Source organism: Brevundimonas naejangsanensis (assembly GCF_003627995.1).
Classification (GTDB): Bacteria; Pseudomonadota; Alphaproteobacteria; order Caulobacterales; family Caulobacteraceae; genus Brevundimonas; species Brevundimonas naejangsanensis_B.
The window spans coordinates 589,249-616,162 of the sequence record NZ_CP032707.1 but is presented as its reverse complement, the minus strand read 5'-3'; the positions used below and the strand labels follow the sequence as shown (position 1 = coordinate 616,162).

At 69.3% G+C, this 26,914-nt stretch carries 19 protein-coding genes and 1 pseudogene; 4 read left to right on the top strand and 16 right to left on the bottom strand.

What is annotated here, in order from left to right; all coding sequences use genetic code 11:
• Positions 1–90: 90 nt before the first annotated feature.
• From D8I30_RS02880 to D8I30_RS02870, 3 genes are all read right to left on the bottom strand, one after another.
• On the bottom strand, positions 91–1,167 hold the full coding sequence (locus D8I30_RS02880; RefSeq protein WP_121481403.1) for an NAD(P)-dependent alcohol dehydrogenase: 1,077 nt from the start codon (positions 1,165–1,167) through the stop codon (positions 91–93).
• Positions 1,168–1,172: 5 nt separating this feature from the next.
• Complete coding sequence (locus tag D8I30_RS02875; RefSeq protein WP_121481402.1) at positions 1,173–1,925, bottom strand: DUF72 domain-containing protein; 753 nt, start codon at positions 1,923–1,925, stop codon at positions 1,173–1,175.
• A 332-nt stretch (positions 1,926–2,257) separates the two neighbouring features.
• Positions 2,258–3,004 (bottom strand): hypothetical protein, encoded by a 747-nt coding sequence (locus tag D8I30_RS02870; RefSeq protein WP_121481401.1) that lies wholly within the window; start codon positions 3,002–3,004, stop codon positions 2,258–2,260.
• 239 nt (positions 3,005–3,243) lie between these two features.
• Here D8I30_RS02870 and D8I30_RS02865 point away from each other — a divergent pair, with 239 nt between their 5' ends.
• Both D8I30_RS02865 and D8I30_RS02860 read left to right on the top strand, forming a co-directional pair.
• Positions 3,244–4,035, top strand: coding sequence for a TSUP family transporter (locus D8I30_RS02865; RefSeq protein WP_121481400.1), 792 nt, complete (start codon positions 3,244–3,246; stop codon positions 4,033–4,035).
• A gap of 50 nt (positions 4,036–4,085) precedes the next feature.
• Positions 4,086–5,093 carry a histone deacetylase family protein gene (locus tag D8I30_RS02860; RefSeq protein WP_121481399.1) on the top strand — a complete coding sequence of 336 codons (1,008 nt, stop codon included), beginning with the start codon at positions 4,086–4,088 and terminating at the stop codon, positions 5,091–5,093.
• A gap of 6 nt (positions 5,094–5,099) precedes the next feature.
• Here the strand turns inward: D8I30_RS02860 and D8I30_RS02855 are convergent, their stop codons facing one another.
• The 9 genes from D8I30_RS02855 to D8I30_RS02815 all read right to left on the bottom strand — a co-directional run bounded on the left by D8I30_RS02855 (position 5,100) and on the right by D8I30_RS02815 (position 15,542).
• A complete protein-coding gene (locus tag D8I30_RS02855) occupies positions 5,100–6,671 on the bottom strand; it encodes an ATP-binding protein (protein WP_121481398.1) in 1,572 nt (523 codons plus the stop codon).
• Between the two features lie 64 nt (positions 6,672–6,735).
• Entirely contained in the window at positions 6,736–8,097 is a 1,362-nt protein-coding gene (locus D8I30_RS02850; RefSeq protein ID WP_121481397.1) for a glutamate--cysteine ligase, read from the bottom strand.
• A 68-nt stretch (positions 8,098–8,165) separates the two neighbouring features.
• Positions 8,166–8,885 carry a 16S rRNA (uracil(1498)-N(3))-methyltransferase gene (locus D8I30_RS02845; RefSeq protein ID WP_121481396.1) on the bottom strand — a complete coding sequence of 240 codons (720 nt, stop codon included), beginning with the start codon at positions 8,883–8,885 and terminating at the stop codon, positions 8,166–8,168.
• Positions 8,886–8,932: 47 nt separating this feature from the next.
• Positions 8,933–9,547 (bottom strand): hypothetical protein, encoded by a 615-nt coding sequence (locus D8I30_RS02840; protein WP_205570738.1) that lies wholly within the window; start codon positions 9,545–9,547, stop codon positions 8,933–8,935.
• A 73-nt stretch (positions 9,548–9,620) separates the two neighbouring features.
• Positions 9,621–10,784, bottom strand: a complete 1,164-nt coding sequence (locus D8I30_RS02835; RefSeq protein ID WP_121481395.1) for an acyl-CoA dehydrogenase family protein — start codon at positions 10,782–10,784, stop codon at positions 9,621–9,623.
• Between the two features lie 204 nt (positions 10,785–10,988).
• On the bottom strand, positions 10,989–12,770 hold the full coding sequence (locus tag D8I30_RS02830; protein ID WP_121481394.1) for an acyl-CoA dehydrogenase C-terminal domain-containing protein: 1,782 nt from the start codon (positions 12,768–12,770) through the stop codon (positions 10,989–10,991).
• A 4-nt stretch (positions 12,771–12,774) separates the two neighbouring features.
• On the bottom strand, positions 12,775–13,263 hold the full coding sequence (locus tag D8I30_RS02825) for a MerR family transcriptional regulator (RefSeq protein ID WP_121481393.1): 489 nt from the start codon (positions 13,261–13,263) through the stop codon (positions 12,775–12,777).
• 180 nt (positions 13,264–13,443) lie between these two features.
• Positions 13,444–13,854, bottom strand: coding sequence for a DoxX family protein (locus D8I30_RS02820; RefSeq protein ID WP_121483358.1), 411 nt, complete (start codon positions 13,852–13,854; stop codon positions 13,444–13,446).
• 206 nt (positions 13,855–14,060) lie between these two features.
• A complete protein-coding gene (locus tag D8I30_RS02815; RefSeq protein WP_121481392.1) occupies positions 14,061–15,542 on the bottom strand; it encodes a protein adenylyltransferase SelO family protein in 1,482 nt (493 codons plus the stop codon).
• Positions 15,543–15,744: 202 nt separating this feature from the next.
• Between D8I30_RS02815 and nhaA the strand changes: the two genes are divergently transcribed.
• The gene (gene nhaA, locus D8I30_RS02810) at positions 15,745–16,956 is read left to right on the top strand and encodes a Na+/H+ antiporter NhaA (protein WP_121481391.1); all 1,212 of its coding nucleotides are present in this window, start codon (positions 15,745–15,747) and stop codon (positions 16,954–16,956) included.
• Between the two features lie 231 nt (positions 16,957–17,187).
• Positions 17,188–19,818, top strand: a complete 2,631-nt coding sequence (locus tag D8I30_RS02805; protein ID WP_121481390.1) for a TonB-dependent receptor — start codon at positions 17,188–17,190, stop codon at positions 19,816–19,818.
• A gap of 290 nt (positions 19,819–20,108) precedes the next feature.
• Here D8I30_RS02805 and D8I30_RS02800 read toward each other — a convergent pair.
• The 4 genes and pseudogenes from D8I30_RS02800 to mnmD form a co-directional block, all read right to left on the bottom strand.
• Positions 20,109–23,197 (bottom strand): annotated as a pseudogene (locus D8I30_RS02800) (efflux RND transporter permease subunit).
• Positions 23,198–23,206: 9 nt separating this feature from the next.
• Positions 23,207–24,346: an efflux RND transporter periplasmic adaptor subunit gene (locus D8I30_RS02795; protein ID WP_346426485.1), complete on the bottom strand. Its 1,140-nt coding sequence runs from the start codon at positions 24,344–24,346 to the stop codon at positions 23,207–23,209.
• Between the two features lie 152 nt (positions 24,347–24,498).
• Entirely contained in the window at positions 24,499–24,927 is a 429-nt protein-coding gene (locus tag D8I30_RS02790; protein WP_121481388.1) for a DUF6491 family protein, read from the bottom strand.
• A gap of 68 nt (positions 24,928–24,995) precedes the next feature.
• Positions 24,996–26,852, bottom strand: a complete 1,857-nt coding sequence (mnmD, locus tag D8I30_RS02785) for a tRNA (5-methylaminomethyl-2-thiouridine)(34)-methyltransferase MnmD (RefSeq protein WP_121481387.1) — start codon at positions 26,850–26,852, stop codon at positions 24,996–24,998.
• Positions 26,853–26,914 lie beyond the last annotated feature (62 nt).

Sequence of the window (26,914 nt, the reverse complement as noted above, 5' to 3'; positions counted from 1 at the left end):
GCCCATCCTGTCCCTGTGCCGCGACGTCGCCCGTCCGACGCCGTTCAGCCCCTGGGTCCATGCTTAGCCCGCCAAGCGTGGCGCGAGAAGTCAGGGCGCGCCCAAAGGTTGCATTCGGGCCATGTCGATGACGAAGCGATAGCGCACGTCGGAACGTTCCATCCGCTCATAGGCCGTGTTGATCTGGTCGGGAGCGATGACTTCGATGTCGCAGGCGATGCCGTGCTCGCCGCAGAAGTCGAGCATCTCCTGGGTCTCGCGGACGCCGCCGATCAGCGAGCCGGCGATGCGGCGGCGCCGCCACAGCAGGGGCACGGCGAAGACCGGCAGGGCCTCGGTGGTCAGGCCCAGCATGACCATGGTCCCGTCGCGCGCCAGCAGGTTCACATGGCTGGCGATCTCGTGCGTGGCCGAGACGGTGTTGAGGATCAGGTCGAACTTTTCGGCCGCCGCCTTCATCGCCGCCGCGTCCGAATTGATCAGGAAGTGTTTGGCCCCCATCCGCTCGGCGTCGGCCCTCTTGCGGTCCGAGGTCGACAGCACCGTGACCTCCGCGCCCAGGGCGGCGGCCAGCTTGACCGCCATATGGCCCAGGCCCCCCAGGCCGATCACCGCCACCTTCGACCCCGGCCCCACGCCCCAGGTCTTCAGCGGCGACCAGGTGGTGATCCCGGCGCACAGCAGGGGCGCCGCCGCGTCCAGCGGCAGGCTGTCGGGGATCTTCAGCACGAAGGCCTGGTCCACGGTGATGCGATCGGAATAGCCGCCCTGGGTGATCGTCTGGCCTACGCCTGCGCCCTTGGGATCGCGCGAGCCGTAGGTCTGGGTCATGCCCGGCTCGCAATACTGCTCCAGCCCCTCGCGGCAAGCCGAACAGGTGCGGCAACTGTCGACCATGCAGCCGACGCCGACGCGGTCGCCTTCCTTGAAGCGCGTGACGTTCGCGCCGACCGCCGTCACCACCCCGGCGATCTCATGGCCCGGCACGATGGGATAGCGCGTCCCGCCCATGTCGTTCTTCACCACATGCAGGTCCGAGTGGCAGACGCCGCAGTATTTGATCTCGATCGCCACGTCGTCCGGCCCCGGATCGCGCCGCTCGAAGCTGTAGGGGCTCAGCGGCTGGTCGGCGGCAGTCGCGGCGAAGGCGCGCGTGGCGATGGGCATGGCGGTCAGTCCTTGAGTTTGGCGATCAGCGCCTGCGCCGCCGCCGGGTTCCGCACCTTGGCTCCCGAGATGAAGTAGGCGAAGACGTCGCCGCGCTCGGCCCAGCCGCGGGCCTGTTTCGCCACGGCGTCCAGCTCGGCCGAGGTCATGCCCGTCGGCTCGTCCTCGCGGCTGGACATCAGCCGCGCATAGGTGAAGTCCGCCGTCGCTTCGTCGATCTGCGGCCAGGTCGGTTCCTCGTCGTCGACCGCATAGACGATGGCCGCCCCGTATTTGCGCGCCAGGTCATAGAATTGCTCGGTGGCGAAGGTCGGGTTGCGCACCTCCAGCGCGTGGCGCAGCCGCACCCCGTCCTTCTCCTTGGGCAGCAGTTTCAGGAAGCCCTCGAAGTCCTCGGCGTCGAACTTCTTGGTGCCCATGAACTGCCAGTTGATCGGCCCCAGCTTGTCGCCCAGCAGGGTCAGCCCCTGCGACAGGAAGCGCTCGAAGCTCTCGCCGCCCTCCGACAGCGCCTTCCTGTTGGTGCAGTAGCGGCTGGCCTTGACCGCAAAGACGAAGCCGTCCGGCGTCTCGTCGCGCCACTTCCGCCAGCTGTCGGGCTTGAAGGTGGAGTAGTAGGTGCCGTTGATCTCGATGCTCGTCAGCGCCCGGCTGGCGAACTCCAGCTCGCGCTTCTGCACCAGCCCCTCGGGATAGAAGACCCCGCGCCACGGCTCGAACGTCCAGCCGCCGACGCCGATGTGGATGGACCCTGTCATGGCTGCGCCTCCTGCTCGGCCGCCTTGATCGCAGGAATTTCATGCCTTCGCTACGGAAAGCGGAACCGTCGGAGGTCGGCGAGGGGAGCCGACTTAAGAGCTGCAGCAGCCGATGCGCGGCGTCGATCCATGTCTCGGTCGGCCCCGATCGGCTCCTGGGTTCGGTTGAGCAGCAACAGCACGGCGGCGCCGCTCAAGGTGGCCACGTGCAGGCGGCTCGCGAGATCGTAGGACGCCCCTGAAGCGATCAGCCCCAGCTAGATGAAATCCGCGGCGCCACGGAACTCCGGAATCCGGCCCATGGCCGCGCCGAGCACCGCTTGGATCGGAAATTAGTATTTCATGGCCGTTGAAATAATTTTGGCCGCAATTCGGGTAGCTTCGTCACTGTTCAATCCGTGAGATCCGCCGCTGAGATGCGGAACTACGGCGACCGGAACAACTCCCGAATTTGCGACGTGAAGCCTCTTGGAGTGGCCATTCACTTGAAAACGATGTGTGGGAGGCGTTTCTTTCGTTTCTGTGATGTTCAGGAAGTCATCGAGGTGTGTCAGCCCTGTGCCAATTACAAGCTTGGGGCGACACTTCTTGATCCAAGAGCGCATGACAGCGAAGCGGACCTTGCGCTGCCATTCTTGGTATTCTTGTTTCGTTGGAAATCCAGTCGATTTAGTTGCTTCAGCGTCCCAGGAGCCCACTTTATTGAACGGTTCCGGAAAAAGGTTGGCCTTGAAGTAACCTGACGATCCTCGCTCAAATGGACGAGCGCGCTTGGCAAATTTTAAGTAATCCTCAATAGGTATGCCGTTGAGAGCGGCAAGAAGTTTGAATGCGTTGCGATTGTAGGGCCATTTGAGTTGAAGGTCGATGCTGTATTGCTCTAACTGATCGTCTCTTTTGGCATCCTCTTTCTCGGCGGCGACGCTGTCAGCCAAGCTCCAGCCTGGTTCAATTCCGAGCACCCAGATTGACGGACGATCGGGCGTGCCTGGGTCGCCGCCCTCGCAGGTTTCAAGAAAGCGCGCTTCATCCTCGATCCGACGCCGAAACTCCTGAGCTGCCCGTGATACTTGGCTCATGATTTTTCTCCCCCTGATGGTCCATAACTAATCTGCCAAATAGAGGCGTCAAAATCGGTCACAGATTGCATTGTCGCTTTTTAGCTCAAACCGCAGAGCTTCAACTCCGCAACGGTCGACAGCCGCCATCGCCCTCATCCCTGAACGCCGACAGGAACCGGCGCATCCCCCAATCCCGACCCGGTGGCAGAATGTCGCGGCGGGGGCTATAGCGCGGTCCTCGCTGGAGTGCCGCGCGCGTGTTCGACCTGACGCCTGAGATCATCGCCCTGCTGGGGCTGGCGTCGGTGGTCGCCGGCTTCATCGACGCCATCGCCGGGGGCGGGGGGCTGATTTCCCTGCCGGCCCTGCTGTCGGTCGGGCTGAACCCGGTCGCCGCCATCGCCACCAACAAGGTCCAGGGCAGCGTCGGCACGGGCTCGGCCCTGTGGAACTTCTGGCGCAAGGGGCGGGTGGATTTCCGCCTGATCCGCTGGCCGATGCTGTTGACGGCGGTCGGGGCGGGGCTGGGGGCCTTCGCGGTGACCCTGGTGGACGCGCGCTGGCTGATGATCGTCCTGCCGGTGCTGCTGGTCGGCATCGCCCTGTATTTCCTGTTCGGCCCCAAGGCCTCGGACGAGGACGCCCACGCCCGGCTGACGCCCCTGGCCTACGCCGTCGTGGCGGGCGGGATCGGCTTCTACGACGGCTTCTTCGGGCCGGGCACGGGGTCCTTCTTCGCGCTGAGCCTGGTCATGCTGCTGGGCATGGGGCTGACGCGGGCCACGGCCCACACCAAGGCGCTGAACCTGATGAGCAACGTCGTCGGCATCGCCGTGCTGGCGGCGGGCGGCCATGTGGTCTGGATCCTGGCGGGCCTCATGGCCGTGGGCCAGTTCGTCGGCGGGCGGATGGGCTCGCACGCGGCCATGCGCTTCGGCCCGCGCCTGATCCGGCCCCTGCTGGTGGTCATCTCCCTGGGCATCACGGCGCGGCTGCTGTCCGACCCGGCCAATCCGCTGCGGGTCGTGGTCGCGGGCTGGCTTTTCTAGGCCGTTTCTGATCGGTTCTCCGGCACGCACGACGCGGCGGGGGAGAGGCCATGTTCAAGGTGTTCGACGAGCGGCAGCTGGCGCACGCGCCGGCGCTGGAGATGCACAACGGCGGCTGGACCGCGCACAACGAAACGCCGTCGCGCGCCGAGCTGCTGCGCGAACGGCTGGGGCCGCTGGCCCCGGCGCGGGACTTCGGCCGAGGGCCGCTGGCGCGCGTGCATACGGCGGAATACCTCGACTTCCTCGAACAGGCCCACGCCCGCTGGCTGGCGGCCGGGCGCGAGGGCGACGCCGTGGGCTACACCTGGCCGGTGGTGCGGCGTCGCCCGCTGGCGCTCGACCGCATCGACGCCCAGCTCGGCCGCTTCTCCTATGACGCCGGGACGCCGATCACCGCCCAGACCTGGGAGGCGGCCTATTGGGCGGCGCAGACGGCGCTGACGGCGCTGCAGCCGCTGCTGGACGGGAGCGAGCGCGCCGCCTTCGCCCTGTGCCGCCCGCCCGGCCACCACGCGGGGGCCGACTATCTGGGCGGCTACTGCTACCTGAACAACGCCGCCATCGCCGCCCGGGCGGCGCGCGACGGCGGGATCGCGCGCGTCGCCGTCCTCGACGTCGACTATCACCACGGCAACGGCACCCAGGACATCTTCTGGGAGGACGGCTCGGTCTTCTTCGCCTCGATCCACGGCGATCCGAGGACCGAATACCCCTTCTACTGGGGCCACGCCGACGAGCGCGGCGAGGGGCCAGGCCAGGGCGCGACGCTCAATCTGCCGCTGCCGCGCGGCACGACGGCGGCGCCCTATCTGGCGGCGCTGGACCAGGCCCTGGCGGCGATCGACGCCTTCGATCCGGGGCTGCTGGTGGTGTCCTTCGGCGCTGACACCTGGGAGCAGGACCCCATCTCCCACTTCAAGCTGGCGACCGAGGACTATCCGGTGCTGGCGCGGCGCATCGCGGCCCTGGGGCGGCCGACGCTGATCGTCATGGAAGGCGGCTATGCGGTCGGCGCGCTCGGCGACAACGTGGCGGGCTTCCTGGCGGGCTTCTGAAGCGGATCAGCCGGCCGCCAGCATGGCCAGGGCGGTCAGCAGGTCGCGCGCGGTGATCGGCTTGGCCAGGTGCAGGTCGGCCCCGGCGTCGCGGGCGGCGTCGCGGTGCTCGGCCATGGCGTTGGCGCTCAGCATCAGGATCGGCGTGCGCGGCGTTCCGGGGCGGACGGCTTCGGCGGCGCGCAGGGCGCGGGTCGCCGTCAGCCCGTCCATGCCCGGCATCTGCATATCCATCAGCACCACGTCGAAACGGCCGGCCTCGAAGGCGGCGACGGCTTCGGCGCCGTCCTCGACGATGACCAGTTCGGCCGCGTGGTCGGCCAGGATCAGCTGAACCAGGCGCTGGTTGACCGGATGGTCCTCGGCCAGCAGCACGCGCAGGGGCCGCGACGGGAGCGCGGCGGCGGCGACGCGCGTCTCGACCTCGTTTGCGCGCGGCAGGGGCAGTTCGACGCGGAAGCGGCTGCCGAGGCCGGGGGTGGATGCGGCTTCGATGCGCCCGCCCATCATCTCGGTCAGGGAGCGGCAGATCGAGAGCCCCAGTCCGGTGCCGCCGAAACGCCGGGTGATGCTGCTGTCGGCCTGGCTGAAGCGCTGGAACAGGCGGGCCGCGTGATCGGCGTCGAAGCCGACGCCCGTATCCTCGACCTCGATCATCAGCAGGCCGGGGGCGCCGTCGCTTTCCGACAGGGCGAGCCGAACGATGACCGCGCCCTCGGTGGTGAATTTGACGGCGTTGGACAGCAGATTGCCCAGGATCTGGCCGATGCGGACGCTGTCGCCCATGAAGACGCCGCGCACATGGGCCGGGCGCTCGACCCGGAAGGCCAGGCCCTTGTCCTCGGCGCGCAGGCGCAAGGTTTCCAGCGCGGGGCCCAGGGCCTCGTCCAGGTCGAAGGGTCGCAGCTCCAGCTCCAGCCCGCCGGCCTCGGTGCGCGACACGTCCAGCATGTCGGACACCAGCCGCTGCAGCGTCACGCCCGAGGCGCTGATCAGGCTGACCATCTCCGCCTGTTCGGGCGACAGCGCGGTGCGCGACAGGGCGTCGACGATGCCGATCACCCCGTTCAGCGGGGTGCGGATCTCGTGGCTCATATTGGCCAGGAAATCCGACTTGGCGCGGCTGGCGGCCTCGGCGGCGGCCTTGGCCTCGAGCAGGGCCTGGTCGGCGGCGATCTTGGCGGTCACGTCGCGGGCCACGGCGTAGATGCGGTCGCCGAACTTCTGCGCCCGCCATTCCAGGGTGACGTAGCGGCCGTCGCGGTGGCGATAGCGGTTCACATGGCCGCGAACCGGGTCGCCGGGGCGGCGGTTCTCGACCTCGGTCGCAGCGTCCAGGGTGCAGGGCAGGTCGTCGGGATGGACCAGGGTCAGGATGGCCAGGCCGACCAGGTCGTCGGGCGCATAGCCCAGGGTGGCGGCCCAGGAGGCGCTGGCTCGCACGATGGCGCCGTCCAGGTCGCGGATCACCAGCAGATCCAGCGACACGTCGAAGAAGGTCGCCAGGTCGGCCGCCTCGCCGCACGCCGTCTGCGGTTGTCCCGTCAGCGGTGAGGCGGCGGCCGAGGCGATGGTCATGGGCGATCCCTGCGCATTGGCCGCCGCTTTTACGCCGCGCCGGTTAAGGCCGCCTTGCAGGGCCTCAGTAGGCGAAGTCGCGGTAGAGGCGGCTGAGGTCGCCCTTCCACTCGCCCTCGTACAGCTCCAGAAGGCGGTCGGCCGGGGTCACGCCGCTGTCGGCGATGTCTTCCAGTTCGGTGATGTAGCCGCGCTCGTCCACCATGCCGCCCGAGAAGCGGGCGCGGTTCTTCAAGCCCTGTTTGGCGATGGCCACCATGTCGACGGCCACGTCGCGCACGCTGCGGCCGTTGATCTCGGCCTTCAGGCCCAGGCGGGTCACGTCGCGGCGCAGGCGCTCGTGGTCCTCGATCGCCCAGTCCTTGCACAGGTCCCAGGCGGCCGCGAGCGACGGCGCGTCATACAGGATTCCGGCCCACAGGGCGGGCAGGGCGCAGATGCGGCTCCACGGTCCGCTGTCGGCGCCGCGCATCTCCAGATACTGCTTCAGCCGCACCTCGGGGAACAGGGTGGTCAGGTGGTCGGCCCAGTCCTGGACCGTGGCGCGGTCGCCCGGCAGGGCGTCCAGCCGGCCCTCCATGAAGGCGCGGAACGACTGGCCCGACAGGTCGACATAGGTGTGGCCGCGCTTGGCGAAATACATGGGCGCATCCAGCGCATAGTCGGCGTAGCGCTCGTAGCCGAAGCCGTCCTGGAAGACGAAGTCCAGCATGCCGGTGCGGTCGGGGTCGGTGTCGGTCCAGACGTTGGCGCGCGCCGACAGGAAGCCCGAGGGTCGGCCCTCGACGAAGGGGCTGTTGGCGAACAGGGCGGTGGCGATGGGCTGCAGCGCCAGCGACGTGCGGAACTTCATCACCATGTCGGCTTCGCTGTCGAAGTCGAGGTTGGCCTGCACGGTGCAGGTGCGCAGCATCATGTCCAGGCCCAGCTTGCCCTTCTTGGGCATGTAGGCGCGCATGATGTCATAGCGGCCCTTGGGCATGACGGGGATGTCCTCGCGCCGCCACTTCGGGTCGAAGCCCAGGCCCAGGAAGCCGAGGTTCAGCTGGTCCGCGACCTGCTTGACCTCCATCAGGTGCTGGCCGGTCTCGTTGCAGATGTCGTGGATGGTCTGCAGCGGCGCGCCCGACAGTTCGAACTGGCCGCCCGGCTCCAGGCTGATCGAGGCGGTGAAGCCTTCGGCGTTCTTGCGCTCCAGGGCGATGACGTGATCGCCTTCCAGCACCGGCGTCCAGCCGAAGCGGGTCAGGCCGTCCAGCATGGCCTTGATGCCGCCCGGGCCGTCATAGGCCGGACGGCGCAGGGTCGACTTGTCGAAGCCGAATTTCTCGTGCTCGGCGCCGATGCGCCACTGGTCGCCGGGCTTCTCGCCCTTGGACATGGCGGAGATCAGCTGATCGCGGGAAAGGGGCGCCGTGTCGGACATCTGTAACCTCTGCTGTCGCGGCTAGATGGGCGAAGCGGCGGCCTCGCTCAAGGGGGCGGCGGAAACTTCTAGCGTTCCCAGTCGCCCACGGCCGCCTGCCACAGGGTCATGGCGGCGATGGCGGCGGTGTCCGCGCGCAGGATGCGCGGCCCCAGGGAGACGGCCGTGGCGAAGGGCAGGGACCGCAGCCGCTCGCCCTCCTCGGGCGAGAAACCGCCCTCCGGCCCGATCAGGATGGCCCACTTGCCTTCGCCCGCTTCGGTCAGGGCCGACACCGCCGGCGCGCCGCCGGTCTCGTCGCAGAACATCAGCCGCCGTCCCGCCTCCCAGCCGTCGAGGATGGCGTCCAGCTTCACCGGATCGTCGACGGTCGGCACGTCCAGGCGGCCCGTCTGCTCGGCGGCCTCCTCGGCGATGGCGTCCAGCCGGTCCAGGCGCAGACGGTCGGCGTTGGTGCGGTGGGTCAGGACCAGCCGCACGCGCTTGGCGCCCAGTTCGGCGGCCTTCTCGACGATGGTCTCGACCCGGGCCTTCTTCACCACGGCGACGATCAGCTCCAGGTCGGGGCCATAGGCCTGCGGCCGCGTCTGTTCCTCGGCGCGCAGGATGACGCCCTTCTTCAGCACCTCGGCGACGCTGGCGCGCCACTCCCCGTCGCGGCCGTTGAAGACCAGCAGGTCGTCGCCCGCCTTCAGCCGCATCACCTGGGTCAGGTAGCGCGACTGGTCGAGGGTCGGGGCGACGGCGTGGCCGGGGGCGAGGTCGCCCTGAACATGAAGACGGATCATGGTCTCTGGATATCGCGCCAGAGAGGCGTTGAGCAATGCCGCCCCGCCTAGCGGCGGTCGCCGCGCGCGGCGTGGCCGCCCACGCCCCAGAAGAAGAGGTTGATCCGGTCGTTCGCGGCGTCGTAGCGCGCCATGTAGCGGTTCTGGCTGTCCATCCGCACTTCGAAATAGCGCTCGCCGGGCTGGGCGAACCAGGGCTGGATCTCGGTCAGCCGCCCCTGGCGTCCGGCCCAGACATAGGCGCCGCCGGGGCGGATGGTCAGGCTGTTCAGCGCCGCGCCGGCGGTGTGGTGGCGCAGGACCTGGGCGCCGTCCTGGCTGTACCAGACGCCGCCGGGCACCCACAGCTCCCAGCGCCCGACCATCGCCGCCGGAAGGGGGGCGCGCGAGGTCACCGGACGCGGATGGGCCATCCAGTCGGCGTCGACCTGCGGGGTGTAGGGCGCGCCCGTCGAGGGGGCGGGCGGCGTCGGGTTCGGTCGGTCGGGCGCAGGGCGCGCGGGGGCCGGACGCGTCGGGTTGGCGGGAGGAGCAGGCGGTGGCGGCGTCGGCGCCTCGCTCCATCGCTCGGTGGTCACCGGCGACGACCATTGCTGCGTCTGCGCCGCGGCTGGGCCGCTGAACGCCAGCACGGCCGCGCCCATAATCACGATTTTCGACATGAGGTTCCCTCCTCCGATGGAAGGGGAATCATATCGTCGTTTTCCGGCTTGGCCAGCGCCCGGCGGGCGCGGCTTACAGCGTCCGCGCGATCAGCAGCTTCATGATCTCATTGGTGCCGCCGTAGATGCGCTGGACGCGGGCGTCCTTGTACAGCTGGGCGATCGGATATTCGGTCATGTAGCCGTAGCCGCCGAACAGCTGCAGCATCTCGTCGATAACCTCGCCCTGGATGTCCGTGACCCAGTATTTGGCCATCGAGGCCGTGGCGGCGTCCAGCTGGCCCTTGAGGTGCAGGCCGATGCAGTGGTCGACGAAGACCTTGGCGACAGTCAGCTTGGTCTTGACCTCGGCCAGCTTGAACTGGGTGTTCTGGAAGTCGATGACCCGCTTGCCGAAGGCCTTGCGCTCCTTGACGTAGGCCAGCGTCTCGGACAGCCCGCGCTCGGCGGCGGCCACGCCCTGAACGGCGATGTTCAGCCGCTCCTGCGGCAGCTGCTGCATCAGTTGGACGAAGCCCATGCCCTCGGTTCCGCCGATGACGTTGTCCAGCGGGACCTTCACATCGTTGAAGAACAGCTCGGAGGTGTCGTTCGCCTCCATGCCGATCTTGTGCAGGTTGCGGCCGCGCTCGAAGCCCTCGGCTCCGTCGGTTTCGAGGCAGATCAGGCTGGTGCCCTTGGCCCCTTCGGCCGGGTCGGTCTTGGCCACGACGATGATGAAGTTGGCCAGCTGGCCGTTGGTGATGAAGGTCTTGGAGCCGTTCAGGACATAGTGGTCGCCCTGTCGGACCGCGGTGGTCTTGACCCCCTGCAGGTCCGAGCCCGCGCCCGGCTCGGTCATGGCGATGGCGCCGACCAGTTCGCCCGACTGCAGACGCGGCAGCCAGCGCGCCTTCTGCTCCGCCGTGCCGTAGTGCCAGATGTAGGGCATGACGATGGCGTTGTGCAGGCTGATGCCGAAGTGGTCCGCGCCCTTCCAGCCCAGCTGGCGCATCAGCACCACCTCATGGCGATAGTCGCCGCCGAAGCCGCCGTCCTCTTCTGGCAGCGACAGGCCCAGCAGGCCGGCCTCGCCCGCCGCGTTCCACAGCCCGCGCGGCACCGAGGACTCGGCGATCCATTGCTGGAACTTCTCCGGCGGCGCGTGCTCGTCGATCCATTTGCCGACGGAGTCGGAGAAGAGGGTGATCTCCTCGTCCTGCATGAAGTCCGGATCGGGGCTGTTGAGCACGTTCATGGAAGCGATCCTGCGTTCTCCCTCCCCGTCCCGGGGAGGGTGGCCGCGCAGCGGCCGGGTGGGGCGGCGAGGCGACACAAACTTTACGGCCCGGTGTGTAGCGATGGCGAGGCGGGCGCGGCGCGTAAATCGCCTGGCCCTCCCCACCCGGTCGTCGCTACGCGACGGCCACCCTCCCCATGAAGGGGAGGGAGAAGTCGTGCCTTAAAACGCCTCCGCCGGCATCTGCATCAGCACCTCGGCGCCGGTCTTCAGCTTCTTCAGGTGCGCCCCGGCGTCGGGCAGTATGCGCTCGACGAAGTAGCGGCCGGTCATCAGCTTGTTGGCGTAGAAGGGGTCGGCGTCCCCGGCCGCGATCCGGCCTTGCGCCGCCTTGGCCATCTGCGCCCAGATGAAGGCGTAGGCCGTCAGGCCGAAGATGTGCAGGTAGTCGGTCGAAGCGGCGCCCGCGTTGTCGGGGTTGGCCATGCCGTTCTGCATCAACCACATGGTGGCTTCCTGCAGCTTCTTCTTGGCGTCGGCCAGGCCGGCGACGAAGGGCTTGATGGCTTCGTCGTCGCCGTTCTCGGACACGAAGGCGTCGATGTCGGCGAACCAGCTCATGATGGCGCGGCCGCCGTTGGCGGGCAGCTTGCGGCCCACCAGGTCCAGCGCCTGGATGCCGTTGGCGCCCTCGTAGATCATGGTGATGCGCGCATCGCGCAGATACTGCGAGGCGGGGAAGTGTTCGGTGTAGCCCGAGCCGCCGTGCACCTGCATGGCCAGGCTGGCGACGTGGAAGCCCTTGTCGGTCAGATAGGCCTTCAGCACCGGGGTGATCAGGCCCATGTAGTCCTTGGCCTTGGTCGCCACGGCCTCGTCCGACGCCTTCTGCAGGTCGGCCTGCAGCGCGGTCCACAGGATGAAGGCGCGGCCGCCTTCGACATAGGCCTTGGCCTCCAGCAGCATGCGGCGCACGTCCGGGTGGACCATGATCGGGTCGGCCGGGCCGTCCGGGTTCTTCGGTCCGGTCAGGCTGCGCCCCTGCAGACGGTCGTTGGCGAACGCGACGGCGGCCTGATAGGCGGCGTCGCCGATGGCCAGCCCCTGCAGGCCGGTGCCCAGACGGGCCTCGTTCATGACCACGAACATGTTGTTCATGCCGCGGCCTTCTTCGCCGATCAGCCAGCCCTTGGCGTTCTCATAGGCCATGACGCAGGTGGCGTTGCCGTGGATGCCCATCTTGTGCTCGAGGCCGGCGCAAGCCACGCCGTTGCGCTCGCCCAGCGAACCGTCCTCGTTCACCAGGAACTTGGGCACCACGAACAGGCTCAGGCCCTTGATGCCCGGAACCGCGCCTTCGACGCGGGCCAGCACCGTGTGGATGATGTTGTCGGCGAAGTCGTGCTCGCCCGCCGAGATCCAGATCTTCTGGCCGGTGATCGAATAGGAGCCGTCGTCGTTGGGCACGGCCTTGGTGCGCACCAGCCCCAGGTCCGTGCCGCACTGCGGCTCGGTCAGGTTCATGGTGCCGGTCCATTCGCCGGACGCCATCTTGGGCAGGTATTTGTCCTTGATCTCGTCCGAGGCGCTGGCCTCGATGCCCGAATAGGCCCCGCCCGTCAGGCCCGGATACATGGAGAAGGCCGCCGAGGCCCCGGCCGTGAACTGGCCCACCGCCATCGACACGATGGCGGGCAGGCCCTGGCCGCCGTATTTCGGATCGGCCGACAGGCTGGTCCAGCCCGCCTCGACCATCTGATGATAGGCTTCCTTCCAGCCCTTGGGCGTGGTCACGGCGTCGCCCGTGATGACGCAGCCTTCCTGGTCGCCGATGCGGTTGATCGGGGCGATGACCTCCTCGGCGAACTTGCCGCCCTCCTCGACGATCTGGTCGATCAGGTCGCGCGACAAGTCGGCGTCGGGCAGCAGATTGCCGTAATTCTCGACCGCCAGCACGTCGTGCAGGACGAAGGTCAGGTCGCGGACAGGCGCCTTGTAGGCCATGGGATCACGCTCTCGCTCTGAAGGGCTGATAGGCATCGTCGGGGTCGTTGAGGCGTTCGCTCAGCACGCTGGCGTAGGCCTCGGCGCCCGGCAGAAGATCGGGGCGGTGTTCCGCCAGCTTGGACTCCATCCAGGCGCAGGCGGCCTCGGCCGTCTCGATGGCGCCCTCGATGTCCTCGAGTTGCTGCTTCAGCGCCGCGATGCGGGCGCGGTGGCGCGGCAGGGCGATGGCCATCTGATGGACGTTGTGGTCCTTCTGGTCATAGAGGTCGAGCATCTCCTGGATCTCGACCAGGGTGAAGCCGATGCGCCGCCCGCGCATGATCAGCTTCAGCCGGGCGCGGTCGCGCGGGCCATAGACCCGCGTCTGTCCCTTGCGCGACGGCGTCAGCAGCCCCTTGTCCTCATAGAAGCGCAGGGCGCGCGCGGTGGCGCCGAACTCGCGGCACAGCTGCCGGATGGAGTAGGTGCGGTGTTCGTCAGCGGTCGCCATGCCGCCTTCATAACTTGACGCGGACGTAAAGGGAAGCTTTCCACGCGCCGGGCTACGAAGTTGTGAAGGGCAGTGCGCGAGCCAAGAAAAAGGCCGCGACCCGGGGACGGTCGCGGCCTCTGTATTCGCGGGCCCTCAGGGGGAGGAGGCGGGCCCGCAAATCTCAATGGGGGCGGGTGGTCAGCGGCGGCGCAGCCACAGCACCGGCGCCGTGATGGCGATCAGGAAGACGTTGGTCAGGGCCAGGCCGATGTCCAGGCTCACGGCGTGGACGCCCAGGGCCACGACCTCGAGCGCCAGCAGGCCCGCCGCCGCCGTCAGCAGCAGGGGGCGGCCGAACCGCCAGGAGATCAGCGGCGTCAGCACCATCGCGGCCAGGACCAGTTCCGCCACGCCCAGTCCGCGCACGAAGGTCTCGCTGGCCAGGGCGGGCCACTTCATCAGCACCGTCAGATTGGTCATGGACTCCGTCAGCTTGGCGTAGCCGGCGGCGATGAAGAACATGGCGATCCAGCCCTGGAAGGTCCAAAGGGCGAGGTTCAGATAGTCGGCGCGGGCGCGCGCCTGATGGGTCAGGGTCGAGGTGGTCATGGCCGAAACCGTCAATTAGCAACAGTCGCTAGATCAGATTGCCTCTCCGCCTTCGCAAGCGGCTGAAACAATCTGTGATCACGATGCCGGAGCGGCGCGGCCGGACGATGGCTGTAACCACAATTTCCCGTAATGCGAGCGCGATCCCGCCGCCGTCTAAAGACCGGCGGCGCAAGAGTCAACAGTCGATGACATCAATGGATGACTTAGAGCCGCCAGGCCTCGCGCGCCGCGTCCAGCCGGGCCAGCTTGGCCTTCAGCGGACCCCAGTCGTCGGCCGTGTCGATGGCGCTCCACAGGGCCTCGACCTCGTCGATCAGCATCTCTTCGGGCTCGGGGGCGGCGAACATCGGATGCTCCAGCCGCTCGGGCCGGTCCGGCTCGTGCTCCATCAGGGCGAAGCGGAAGGCGTCGAAGGCCTCGCCCTGATAGGTCTTGCCGCGCGGCCCGCCCAGGGCGCGCGCCGCCGAGCTGAAGCCGCCGAACCAGTCGAAGAAGAGCGGCTCCCAGCGCAGGGCCTCCTTCTTCTCGCGCGCCAACGCCAGGGTGCAGTCCAGCAGCCGCTGGTCCGCCGCCTCGCCCACGCTCCTGACCCCCAGCCGGTTCAGGAAGGCCGCGCGCAGATGGCGGATGTAGGCGGGGCCGAAGCCGTTCAGCGCCTCGGTCAGGGCGACGACCTGAGGCTCGGCGTCGGCGATCAGCTTCAGGCAGCCGGCCAGCTGCGTCAGGTTCCAGAACACCGCCTCGGGCTGACGGGCGAAGGCGTAGAGGCCGGTCTGGTCGAAATAGGCGGCGGTGAAGCCCGGCTCGTAGTGGGGCAGGAAGCGCCACGGGCCGTAGTCGAAGCTCTCGCCCGTGACGTTCAGATTGTCGGTGTTCAGCACCCCGTGGACGAAGCCCGCCGAAATCCACTTGGCCGTCAGCCGGGCGGAGGCCTCGACCACGGCGGCCAGGAAGCCCGGCGCGTCGCCCGCCGCGACCGCCGGATGATACAGGCTGCGGGCGTGCTCCATCAGGACCTCGATCTGGTCCTTGCGCCCGTAGTAGGCGGCGCGCTGGAAGGTGCCGAAGCGGATATGGCTATGCGTCAGACGCACCATCACGGCCGAGCGGGTCGGCGAGGGCTCGTCGTGCCGCTCCAGGTCCTCGCCCGTCTCGATCAGCGACAGGATGCGGCAGGTCGGCACGCCCAGGCTCTCCAGCATGGCCGCCGCCAGGGCCTCGCGCACCCCGCCCTTCAGCGTCAGCCGCCCGTCCGCATGGCGCGACCACGGCGTCTGGCCGGAGCCTTTCGTGCCCAGGTCGAGCAGGCGGGGTTGTTTTGTTTCCCTAACGCCTCCCTCGCGGAGGGAGGCTGCTTGAGGGAGGTTGGCGTCCTGAGGGACCTCCCGCAACTGGCCCGCCAGGAAGCCGCGCCCGTCGCCGAGCTCGGGATTGTAGATGCGGAACTGATGGCCGTGATAGCGCATGGCCACCGGGGCGGGCTGGCCGGGCAGGGGCTCGAACCGGCCGAAATGGGCCACCCATTCGGCGTCGCTCAGCGTCTCCAGCCCGACTTGGGCCGCCGCCCGGTCGTTGCGCAGGCGCAAGATCGTCTGTGGGAAGTCGGCCGCCTTCACGGGATCGCCGTAGTCGGCGCCCAGGGCGAAGAAGCGGGGCTCGGGGCGATAGGCGGGGGAGACGGGCATGGCAGGGCAGATGCCCCCTCGCGCGTGGTTTCGCAACCGCGAAGCCGGGGTTGAACCTTCGGCCGGCATCCGTATTTTCAACGGCAGACATCAGGCTCCGCGCGATTGAATCCCGGAGCCAGGCCGGCGCTCGTGCGAATCCGGTCCGGCGTCCGTCGATAACCTGACGCCACGACAGTCCATCTCACGTTCGGAGACCTTCGTGGCCGGTAAATTCACGCTCGCCTTCCTCAAGACCGAAGCCGGTTCGGGCGCCGTCCTGGGCCTCGCCGCCCTGGCCGCGCTCATCGTCGCCAACTCGCCGTGGTCGGCCGACTATTTCGCTTGGCTGAAGAGCATCCATGCGTTGCAGATCGGCCCGCTGCGGCTGGAGGAGACGATCTCCGACTGGATCAAGGAAGGGCTGATGGCGGTCTTCTTCCTCGTCGTCGGTCTGGAGATCAAATACGAGATCCTCAAGGGCGAGCTCAGCAATCCCAAGAAGCTGGCCCTGCCCATCCTGGCGGCCCTCGGCGGCATGGCGGCGCCGGGCCTGGTCTATCTGGCCGTCGCCGGGACGCTGGGCGGGCCGACGCAGGGCTGGCCCATTCCCCTGGCCACCGACATCGCCTTCGCCCTGGCCGTCTTCGCCGTGGTCGGGCGCAGCCTGCCGTCCTCCCTGCGGGTCTTCCTGCTGACCCTGGCCATCGTCGACGACCTGGGCGCCATCGCCCTGATCGCTGTCCTGTTCAGCCAGGGGGTGCAGTGGGGTCCGCTGCTGGCGGCGCTGGGTGTCATCGCCCTGTTCGCCGTCCTGGGGCGTCGCCGCATGGCCGCCGCCTTCTGGACCCTGGGCTTCGCCGTCGTCTGGTGGCTGACGGTCCAGTCGGGCCTGTCCACCTCCCTGACCGCCGTGGCCTTCGCCCTGATCGTGCCGGTCGAGCCGCGCCGCGAGACCTCTCAGAGCCCGCTCAAGGACGCCATGCACGACCTGCATCCCTATGTAGCCTATCTGGTGCTGCCGCTGTTCGCCTTCGCCAAGGCGGGGGTCTCCTTCGCCGGCCTGTCGCTTGAGCAGGCCTTCGCCCCCCTGGTCGTCGCCGTCGCCCTGGGCCTCTTCCTCGGCAAGCAGGTGGGCGTCTTCGGCGTGGCCTGGCTGGCGGTGAGGCTGGGGCTGGGCGACAAGCCCTCGGGCGCGAGCTGGATGCAGCTCTACGGCGTCAGCCTGCTGTGCGGCGTCGGCTTCACCATGAGCCTGTTCATCGGCGTCCTGGCCTTCCCGGGCGCGGTGGACTCGCCCGAGCAGATCGAGGTCAAGCTGGGCGTCATCGGCGGCTCGGTCCTGTCGGCCCTGGCGGCGGCGGCGATTCTCGCCCTGGCCGAGGCGCGGCGGAAGCAGAGACGCGGCGGGCGATCAGTCGTCTCCCCTGGCTGATCGGCGATAACATTGACCTAGCGTCAGTATATTTGTCTCTTTAGCGCCACAGGTGCGGCGAGCTTGGGCGAAATTATCGTTCGCCGTGAGGCGTCTGCTTGTCGGTGACTCGGGCATGGACTACCCCTTTGAGTGCGAACTCGCGTCGTTCAATGAGCGCGGGTCATCTGGGACAGGAATCGCGCACGGCCGCGAACGCGGTCGGGCCAACTAGAGTCGGGGAGCCGCCTTATGCGTTTGAACCACATCCTTCGCTGCACCGCCTCGGCCGCCGTGGTCGGCGTCGCGGCCTTCGGCGCGGCCGGCGCCGCCTCGGCCCAGGACACGCCGACCCGGGTGGACGAGATCATCGTCACCGCCCAGAAGCGCGAACAGAGCCTGCAGGACGTGCCGATCGTGGTCACCACCCTGTCGCAGGAGCAACTGGACGGCGCCGGGGTGCGCGACATCAAGGATCTGCAGATCCTGACGCCGGGCATGACCGTCACCTCGACCCAGTCCGAGACCTCGACCACCGCCCGCATCCGCGGCGTCGGCACCGTCGGCGACAACCCCGGCCTGGAAAGCTCGGTCGGCGTGGTCATCGACGGCGTCTATCGCTCGCGCAACGGCGTCGGCTTCGGCGACCTGGGCGAACTGAGCCGCATCGAGGTGCTGAAGGGGCCGCAGGGCACCCTGTTCGGCAAGAACACCTCGGCCGGCGTCATCAACATCATCACCGAGGCCCCGTCCTTCGTGCCCGGCTTCAGCGCCGAGGCCACCTACGGCAACTTCAACGCCTGGGGCGTGGCCGGCTCGGTCACCGGCCCGATCACGGACCAGATCGCCGGCCGCCTCTACATGGCCAAGCGCGAGCGCGACGGCTTCTATGACGTGGTCACCGGCCCCGGCCCGCGTCAGGAGACGGACGATCAGAACCAGGACTTCTGGACCGCGCGCGGCCAGCTGCTGATCCTGCCCTCGGACGACGTGTCGATCCGCCTGATCGCCGACTATTCCAAGCGCGACGAATACTGCTGCGTCTCGACCCAGATCCGCACCGCCGACACCTATGGCGCCATCGTCGCCGTCGGCGGCCAGCAAACGCCGCCCGTCGCCGGCAACGGCCCCCTGCCCTTCTCGCGCACGGCCTACGCCAACCGCAGCACCGGCCAGCAGGTCGAGGACATGGGCTTCTCGGCCGAGGCCAACATCGACATCCCGTCGTGGAACGCCACCTTCACCTCGCTCAGCTCCTGGCGGAACTGGCAGGCGGTCAACGGCATGGACCTCGACTACACCACCGCCGACCTGCTCTATCGCCAGAACGACGGCGGCTACGGTTTCGAGCTTGAGAACCTGACCCAGGAGTTCCGCCTGGCGGGCGCCACCGATCGCCTGGACTGGCTGGTCGGCGCCTTCCTGACGCGCGAGAACATCAGCCGCGCCGACAGCTACTGGTACGGCGCCGGCTACACGCCCTTCCTGTCGCTGCTGATTTCGTCGCAGCTGAACACCGGCACCGGCGGCCTGATCCCGGTGAGCCCCAACATCATCGGCTGCCTGACGCGGGCGGGCACGACGCCGCAGTTCCTGACCGGCTGTCTGGCCACGGGCGGCGCCGCGCCGGCCGGCCCGACGGCGCCGACCGGCCCGGGCTTCGGGGTCGGCCAGGGGGTGCAGGACCACTACAGCCAGACGACGGAATCGCTCGCCTTCTTCACCAACAACACGGTGAAGCTGACCGACCAGTTCGACGTCACCCTGGGCCTGCGCTTCACCAACGACAACAAGCGGCTGCTGGCGGTCCAGGACAACCTGGGAACCAACGGCGCGGCCTGCGGCGGCGCCCTGGGCAACGTCGGCAACCTGACCAACGCCTTCATCGGGGCCGGCCTGCCGGCGGACGCGGCGAGCTCCACGGCTCAGCGCCTGACCGCCAACATCTGCCTGCCCTGGGCCAATCCTCAGTTCGACAATCGTCGCATCTCGGAAGACAACAACGGCGGCGAGTTCTCCGGCACCATCAAGGCCAGCTACCGCTTCAATGACAGCGTCATGGCCTACGGCTCCTACGCCCACGGCTACAAGTCGTTCGGCTACAACCTGGACCGGGTGCAGGCGGGCGTCACGCCGACGGCCTCGCTCTACTTCCCGGCCGAGACGGTCAACAGCTATGAGCTGGGCCTGAAAAACACCCTCTTCAATCGCACGGTGCTGTTCAACCTCACCTACTTCGATCAGAAGTTCGAGGACTTCCAGCTCAACACCTTCCTGGGCACGGCCTTCGTGGTCGAATCCATCCCCGAGGTGAGGTCGCGCGGCGTGGACGCCGACTTCGTCTGGTTCACCCCGGTCGAGGGCCTGTCGTTCCACGGCGGCGCGACCTACACCGACACCAAGTACGGCCACTTCGTCGCCGCCGACCTGACCAACCCGAGCAACTTCCCGCAGCTGTCCCTGCTGCCGGGCGCCCGGGCCTCCTTCGCCCCGGAATGGTCGGCCACGGGCTCGATGGCCTTCGACCGCTCGATCGGGGCCGGGCTGAAGCTGGGCCTGAACCTGTCGGCCAAATACTCCACCGAGTTCAACACGGGTTCGGACCTGCTGCCCTACAAGATGCAGGACGCCATGACCCTGCTGAACGGCCGCATCACCCTGGGCTCGGAAGACGAGCGCTGGGCCCTGGACATCTGGGGGCAGAACCTGACGGACGAGGAGTACCTGCAGGTGGCCATCAACGCCCCGCTGCAGGGCTCGGCCTTCCAGACGACGGTTCAGCCGAACGGCACCTTCTACAACCCGGCGAAGGACACCCAGACCTACAACGCCTTCCTGGGCCAGCCGCGCACCTACGGCGTGACCCTGCGCGTCCGCTACTGATCCAGCGCGACGTCTGAAAGCGAGGGGCGGGCCGGAGCGATCCGGCCCGCCCTTTTGCGTTTGGGGGCAAAAGCCCTCCCCCTCGATGGGGGAGGGTTGGGCGGGGGTGTCGGCAAGCGATCTCCCGTCGGGCTGTGGAGACGCCGTCGCGTCTCTCTCGCGCAGCGTCCCTATCGTCGCGCGCCCACCCCCATCCCCGGCCCTTCCCCCATCGAGGGGGAAGGGAGGAAATAGAAAAAACCCCCGGCCTTGCGACCGGGGGCTTTCATCGTTCAACCTTGAGGCTGGCCTCACTCCGCCGGAGTGTGGCGCTCCCCCGCCAGTCTCCGCTGGCCGGCGAACATCCGGCCCAGCAGGCGCCGTCCGAAGCCGGCGATGTCGTCGATGATGGTGAACACCGCCGGGATGTAGAGCAGCGACAGGAAGGTCGAGGAGATCAGCCCCCCACCACCGCGACCGCCATGGGCGAGCGGAATTCCACGTCGGCGCCCCAGCCGATGGCGATGGGCACCATGCCCGCCCCCATGGCGAAGGTGGTCATCAGGATCGGCCGCGCCCGCTTGTGGGCGGCGTCCATGATGGCGTCGAAGCGGGAGAGCCCGCTCTTCTCGGCCATGATGACGTAGTCGACCAGCAGGATGGAGTTCTTGGCCGCGATGCCCATCAGCATCAGCACCCCGATCAGGGCCGACATCGAGAAGCTCTTGCCCGCGATCACCAGGGCGATGAAGGCGCCGCCGATGGCCAGGGGCAGGGCCGCCATGATGGTGACCGGATAGGCGAAGCTTTTGAACAGCAGCGTCAGCACCGCGTACATCAGCAGGATGCCCGACAGGAAGGCGATGCCGAAGCCGATCAGCATCTCCTGGATGAACTCGGCGTCGCCGGCCGGCACCTGGCGCACGCCGGCGGGCAGGTTCTTCACCGAAGGCAGGCGGTTGACCGCCTGGCCCGCCGCGCCGGTGGTGATGCCGTCCAGCTCCGCCGAGATCGAGGCGATGCGCGAGCGGTCCTGACGCCTGACCGTGGCCGGGCCGGCGCCGAACTCGATGTCGGCCACGGCGCTCAGCGGCACCGACGCGCCCGAGGCCGTCGGCACGCGCAGGCTCTCCAGCACGTTCAGATCCTGGCGCGCCTCTTCGGTCAGCTGCAGGCGGATCGGAATCTGGCGGTCGCCCAGATTGTATTTGGGCAGGTTCTGCTCGACGTCGCCGATGGTGGCCACGCGCACGGCCTGGGAGATCGCCCCCGCCGAGACGCCCAGCAAGGCCGCCTCGTCCGGGCGCGGCGTGACCAGGATCTCCGGCCGGGCGATGGCGGCGGTGTTGACCACATTGGCCAGGCCCTTCACCCCGCGCATCTCCTCCTCGACCTTGCGGGCCGCGGCCTCCAGCGCGACGGGGTCGTCGCCCAGGATGGAGAAGGTGTAGCTGGTGCCGTCGCCGGGACCGCCGCCCTGCTGCGAGATGCCGGCGCGGATGCGGGCGCCGGGGATCTGTTTCAGCTCGTCGACCATGACGCGCTGGAAGGCCTGCTGGCTCAGGTCGCGCTCGCCCTTGGGCGTCATGTCGGCATAGACGTTGGCCTGGTTCACGCTCTGGCCGCCGATCGAGGCGAAGACCGAGGTGACCTCGGGCCGTTCGTTCAGGCGGCGCGTGACCTGCTGCACCACGGCGTCGGTCTGGCGCAGGGTGGCGCCCGGCGGCAGTTCGACCTGGAAGGCGGCGCGGCTCTCGTCGGACGGCGACATGAACTCGAACGACATCTTGGCCGCGACGGACAGGCCGATCGAGCCGAACAGGAAGGCCCCGCCCAGGACGAAGACGATCCAGCGGTGGCGCAGGCTCCACTTCAGGGCGCGCAGATAGCCCGCCATCCAGAAGGGGTCCTTGTCCTCGTGCCTGGTGTGTTTCAGCAGATAGGCCGCCATCAGCGGCGTCAGCAGGCGCGCCACCACCAGGGAGAAGAAGACGCTGATGCAGGCGGCCAGGGCGAAGGCCTTGAAGAACTGGCCGATGATGCCGGGCATGAAGCCGACGGGCGCGAACACGGCGATGATGGTGCCGGTCGTGGCCACCACCGCCAGGCCGATCTCGTCGGCGGCCTCGAAGGCGGCGTCGTAGGGCGGCTTGCCGTCGCGCATGTGGCGGACGATGTTCTCGATCTCGACGATGGCGTCATCGACCAGGATGCCGATGGTCAGCGACAGGGCCAGCAGGGTCACCACGTTCAGCGACTGGTCCATCGGCCCCAGGATGGCGAAGGTCGGGATCAGCGACATCGGCATGGCCGTCGCCGCGATCAGGGTCGCGCGCCAGTCGCGCAGGAAGATCCACACCACGATGACCGCCAGCACGGCGCCCAGCAGCAGCGCCTCCAGCGACGCGAGATAGGACTCCTCGATGTATTTCACGCTGGAGGTGACCTGTTCGATGGTCAGTTCCGGGTGGCGCTCGTCGATCTTCTCGACCTCGGCGCGGACCTTCTCCGAGACCTTGACCTCGCTGGCCTCGCGCGAGCGCAGGAAGTTGAAGGTCACGGCTTCCTGGCCGTTGTAGCGGGCCAGGCGGCGCGGCTCGCTCCACTTGTCGACGACCGTGCCCAGATCGCCCAGGCGCACGCTCTTGCCGCCGCCGACGGGCACCAGGGTCTCGCGCAACTGCGCCACCGAGCCGGCGGCGCCCAGGGTGCGAACGGCGCGCTCGGACCCGGCGATGGTGACGCGGCCGCCGGGCAGGTTGTTGTTCACTCCGGTCAGGGCCTGGCTGACCTGGGCGGCCGTGACGCCGTAGGCGCTCAGACGCTGCGGATCCAGCTCGACGCGGATCTCGCGGTCGACCCCGCCCGAGCGGTTGACCTCGCCGACCCCGCCCAGGGCCAGCAGGGCGCGGCTCATCTCGTTGTCGATGAACCAGCTGATCTGCTCCGGCGTCATCGTGGGCGAGCGCACCACATAGGTGATCAGGGCGTCGCCGGTGATGTCGATGCGCTGGACCGTCGGCTCCTGCATGTCCTGGGGCAGGCTGGCGCGCACCATGCTCATGGCGTTGCGCACGTCGTTGGTGGCGCGTTCCGTGTCGGTGCCCAGTTCGAACTCGATGGTGGTCGAGGACACCCCGTCCGAGACGTTGGAATAGACGTGGCGCACGCCCGACAGGCCGGCGATCGAATCCTCGATCACCCGGGTGACCTGGACCTCCATCTCCGACGGCGCGGCGCCGGGCCGGGCGGCCGTGACGGCGACCAGGGGGAAGTCGATGTCGGGGTTGTTGTTGATCCGCATCCCCATGAAGCCGGTCACCCCGCCCAGCGTCAGCAGCAGGAACAGCAGGATGACCGGGATGGGGTTCTTGATCGCCCAGGCGGAAATCTGATTCATGGCCGGGCCTTACTTCTTGGCGGGCGCCTGGGGGGCGGCGGGGGCTGCGGGTGCGGCGGCGGCCACCGTCACCTTGTCCCCGTCGTTGAGGAAGCCGGCGCCGGCCACCACAACGCGGGCCCCCGCGGCCACGCCCTCGACCGAGGTCTGGTCGTCGCGCCGCGACAACACCGTCACCGGGGTGAAGCGCACCGAGGAATCGGCGTTCAGCACGAACACCCCGGCCTTGTTGCTGCGGTACAGGACCGAGTCGGTCGGCACGACCGTGGCCGGGCGGGCGCCCGCCTCGATGGCGGCGCGGGCGAACATGCCGGGCTTCAGCCCGCTGCCGGGCGCCAGGCTGATGCGGGCCAGGCCCAGGCGGGTCTGGCGGTCGACCTCGGGAGTGACGATCCGCACCGTGCCGGTGGTCTGGCCCGCCTGGCTGGCGGTGATGGTGGCGCTCTGGCCCGCCTGGACCAGGGGCAGCTCCGTCTCGGGCACCTGGGCGTCCAGCTCCAGCCGGCCGTCGCGGACCATGCGGAACAGCTCGGTTCCGGCGGTGATGATCTGGCCCTTGGTGACGCTGCGGCTGATGATCAGGCCGCTGACGGGGGCGCGGATGGTGGCCTGCGACAGGCGGGTCTGGGTCTCGGCCAGAGAGGCCCGGGCCGAGGCCAGTCCGGCGGCCGAGGACCGCTGGTCGGCCAGGGCGTTGTCCAGCGAGGCCTGGCTGAGGAAGCCGCGCGCCTTCAGCTCCTGGGCGCGGGCCAGGGCGGCGTCGTCACGCGCGGCGTTGGCCTCGGCCGTCTGCACCGCCGCCTGCTGCTGGCGCAGCTGGGCCTTCAGCAGGACGTCGTTCATCTGCACCAGGGGCTGACCCTGGCGGACGTAGGAGCCTTCGTCGACATAGAGGGCGACCGCGGTCAGCCCGCCGGTCTCGGCGCCGACCGGCACCTCTTCCCAGGCCGAGACCGTGCCCGACGCCACCACGGTGTAGGGCAGGGCGACCGAGGTCGCCGTCGCCGCGCTGACGGTCTGGCGCGAGGCGCCTTCCTTCTTCTCGGCGGCCTTGTCGTGTCCGCCGCAGGCGGCCAGGGTCAGGCTTGCCGCCAGGGCGAGGGCCAGGGAAGCGGTCAGCCGGGCCGGAAAGCGTCGAGAAATCGCCACGAGGATATCCTGGGAGGTTAAGCGTTCAGTCACGCACGCTGACCTTCTGTCCGGCGGCGCGGGCATAGCAACGCTACTTACCCTCTCGACGACCCCGGCTCAAACGGACTCGGCCGCTATTACGCCGATGTAATCCGGCCGGCGACGCCCCGTCAGGGGCGGTCGCGCTCGGGCAGGGCGGCGACCTCGGCCTCGGACAGGGCGCCCGTCATGCGCACGCTGCAGGGCAGGGGCGCGTGCGAGCCGCCGACGACCAGGCGGGTATAGTCGCCCGTGCACAGGTTGTTCCCGCCGCCCAGCGGCGCGAAGCCGATCGCCAGCGCATCGGCCAGTTCCGGGCAGGCGCCCATCACCTCCAGGCGATACACCGTCTTGCCCAGGCCGCGCACATAGACGCTCCGGCTCTCCCGCGAGACGCGGAAACTGCGCACGTCGTCCTGAAACAGGCATTTGCGCGCCCCGGTCGAGGCGGTCGCGGCGGCGTCGGCGCCCGGCGCCGTCATCGGCGCGCAGGCGGCCAGGGCGCCGAGGGCCAGGACGCCGAGAAAGGGGGCCGCGATCAGCGAGGGGCGTCGGGACATGGCGAAACTCCAGGGGCGGAAACCAGCGCGGGCCGACAGTCTAGCCGGTCGTCGATGAACCTTTGCTGTCAAACGTCCGCGGCGGGCGCCGGTTGCGCGGTCTGGCGACCGGGCGCCAGCCGTCGCGCCGCCTCGGCGGGAAGCGGCGACGCGCGCCCCAGGATCAGGGCCGCCAGGTGCTCGCCGAGCAGCGGCGCGACGCAGAAGCCGCGCGATCCGAGGCCGGTCAGGACGAACATGCCCGGCCGGCGTTCGCCGCACAGGGGCAGGCGGTCCGGCGTGGTGGCGCGCACGGCGGTGCGCCGGCCGCCGCGCGGCGCCGTCTCGGCCGTCTCGGCCAGGCGGGGCAGAACGGCGGCCAGGGTCGCGCGGTTGCGGGCCGTGGCCGCGTCCGACGGTTGCGGCGTCTCCATGCCGCGGTCGTGGGTGGCGCCGTAGAGCAGGCCCTGGCCGGTCGGCGCGACGTAGCCGCCCCAGGCGGCAGGGGGCGGGGCCGCGACGCCTTCGACCCAGTCCGCCTGGCCCGCGACCGGCGACAGCGACAGCTCGGGCGCCAGGGCGGCCGAGCCCCAGCCCGCCGCCAGCGCCACCGCGTCCACTTCGATCAGGAGAGCGCCGTCCTCGGCGAGCACGCGCCAGCCCCTGGCCGTCGGCTCCAGCCGTCCCACGCGCGCGGCGATTCGCTCCGCCCCCTTGAGCCAAGGCTCCAGCACGGCGGAGGACCGCACGGCCAGGGCCTGCGCCATCATCAGCCCGCCGCGCGTGGTGGGTTCGCCCAGGCGCTCGGAACAGGCGGCGGGGGCCAGTCGCCGCATCGCCCCCTCGGGCCACAGCGGCTGGGCGGCGATCTTGTCGAAGCGGGTCGCGTCGCGCGGGGCCTGCTCCAGCTGCAGGACCCCCTCGGCGACCACGGCGTCCGGCAGGGCGCGATAGAGGGCGCCCGCCCGCTCCAGCGCCTGGGCGTGGAAGCCGGCGATCAGGGCGTCGCCCGCGTCCAGCCGGGGCGTGACCAGGGAGGCGGGAAAGCCCGAGGCCCCGGCGCCGGAGCCCTCGGCCTCGACCACGGTGACGCGCGCCCCTTCGGCGAGCAGGGCGCGCGCGGCGGCCGCTCCGGCGATCCCGGCGCCGATCACGGCGACATGACGCGGGCGGCCGGCGGCGGCCGCGTCGCCCGCCATGCGCGCCTCCAGCCGCTCGCGCTTGCGCCCGTGGCCGGGCTTCTTCTCGACGGCGAAGCCATGCTCGGCCAGGCCGCGCCGCACCGCGCCCGCGACGGTGAAGGTGGCCAGCCGCGCGCCGGGCGCTGAGCGGGCCGCGACCAGGGCCAGGATCTCGGGCGACCACATGCCGGGGTTCAGCGCGGGCGAGAAGCCGTCCAGGAACCAGGCGTCGGCCGGTCCCGACCATTGCTCCAGCGCCCACCGGGCGTCGCCGACGGCCAGGTCGATCGTCGCGCCCCACTGCGGCAGGTCCAGACGGTGAAAGCCCGGCGTCCCCGCGGGCCAGACCTCGAGCACCCCGGCGGCGGTCTCGGCCAGCTCCGGCCAGGCGGCCAGGGCGCGCGCGGCCTCCTCGCGCGTCAGGGGGAAGCCCTCGATGGAGAAGACCTTGAGCCGCCCGTCTTCGGGCCGCGTCCGTCGCCACAGGTCCAGCAGGGCCACGATGTTCAGTCCGGTGCCGAAGCCCAGTTCGGCCACGGTGAAGGCGGAGCGTCCGGCCCTGGCCCCGCTCCAGGCTTCGGGCAGGCCGCAGCCCTGCAGGAAGACCGCGCGGGTCTCGGCCAGGCCGTCGTCCTTGGAGAAGTAGACGTCGCCGAATCGGCCCGACCGGGGCGAGCCGTCATCGGCCCACACCAGTTGGGGCGAGGCGTCGTCTTCGGCGCGTTCGGCTGCGGGCTCGGGCGCGATGTCGGTCGGGGCGGTCATGACGGCCGGTCTATCGACCCCGGGGGCGGGACGGAAGCGCGCATGAAAAAAGGGACCGTCCG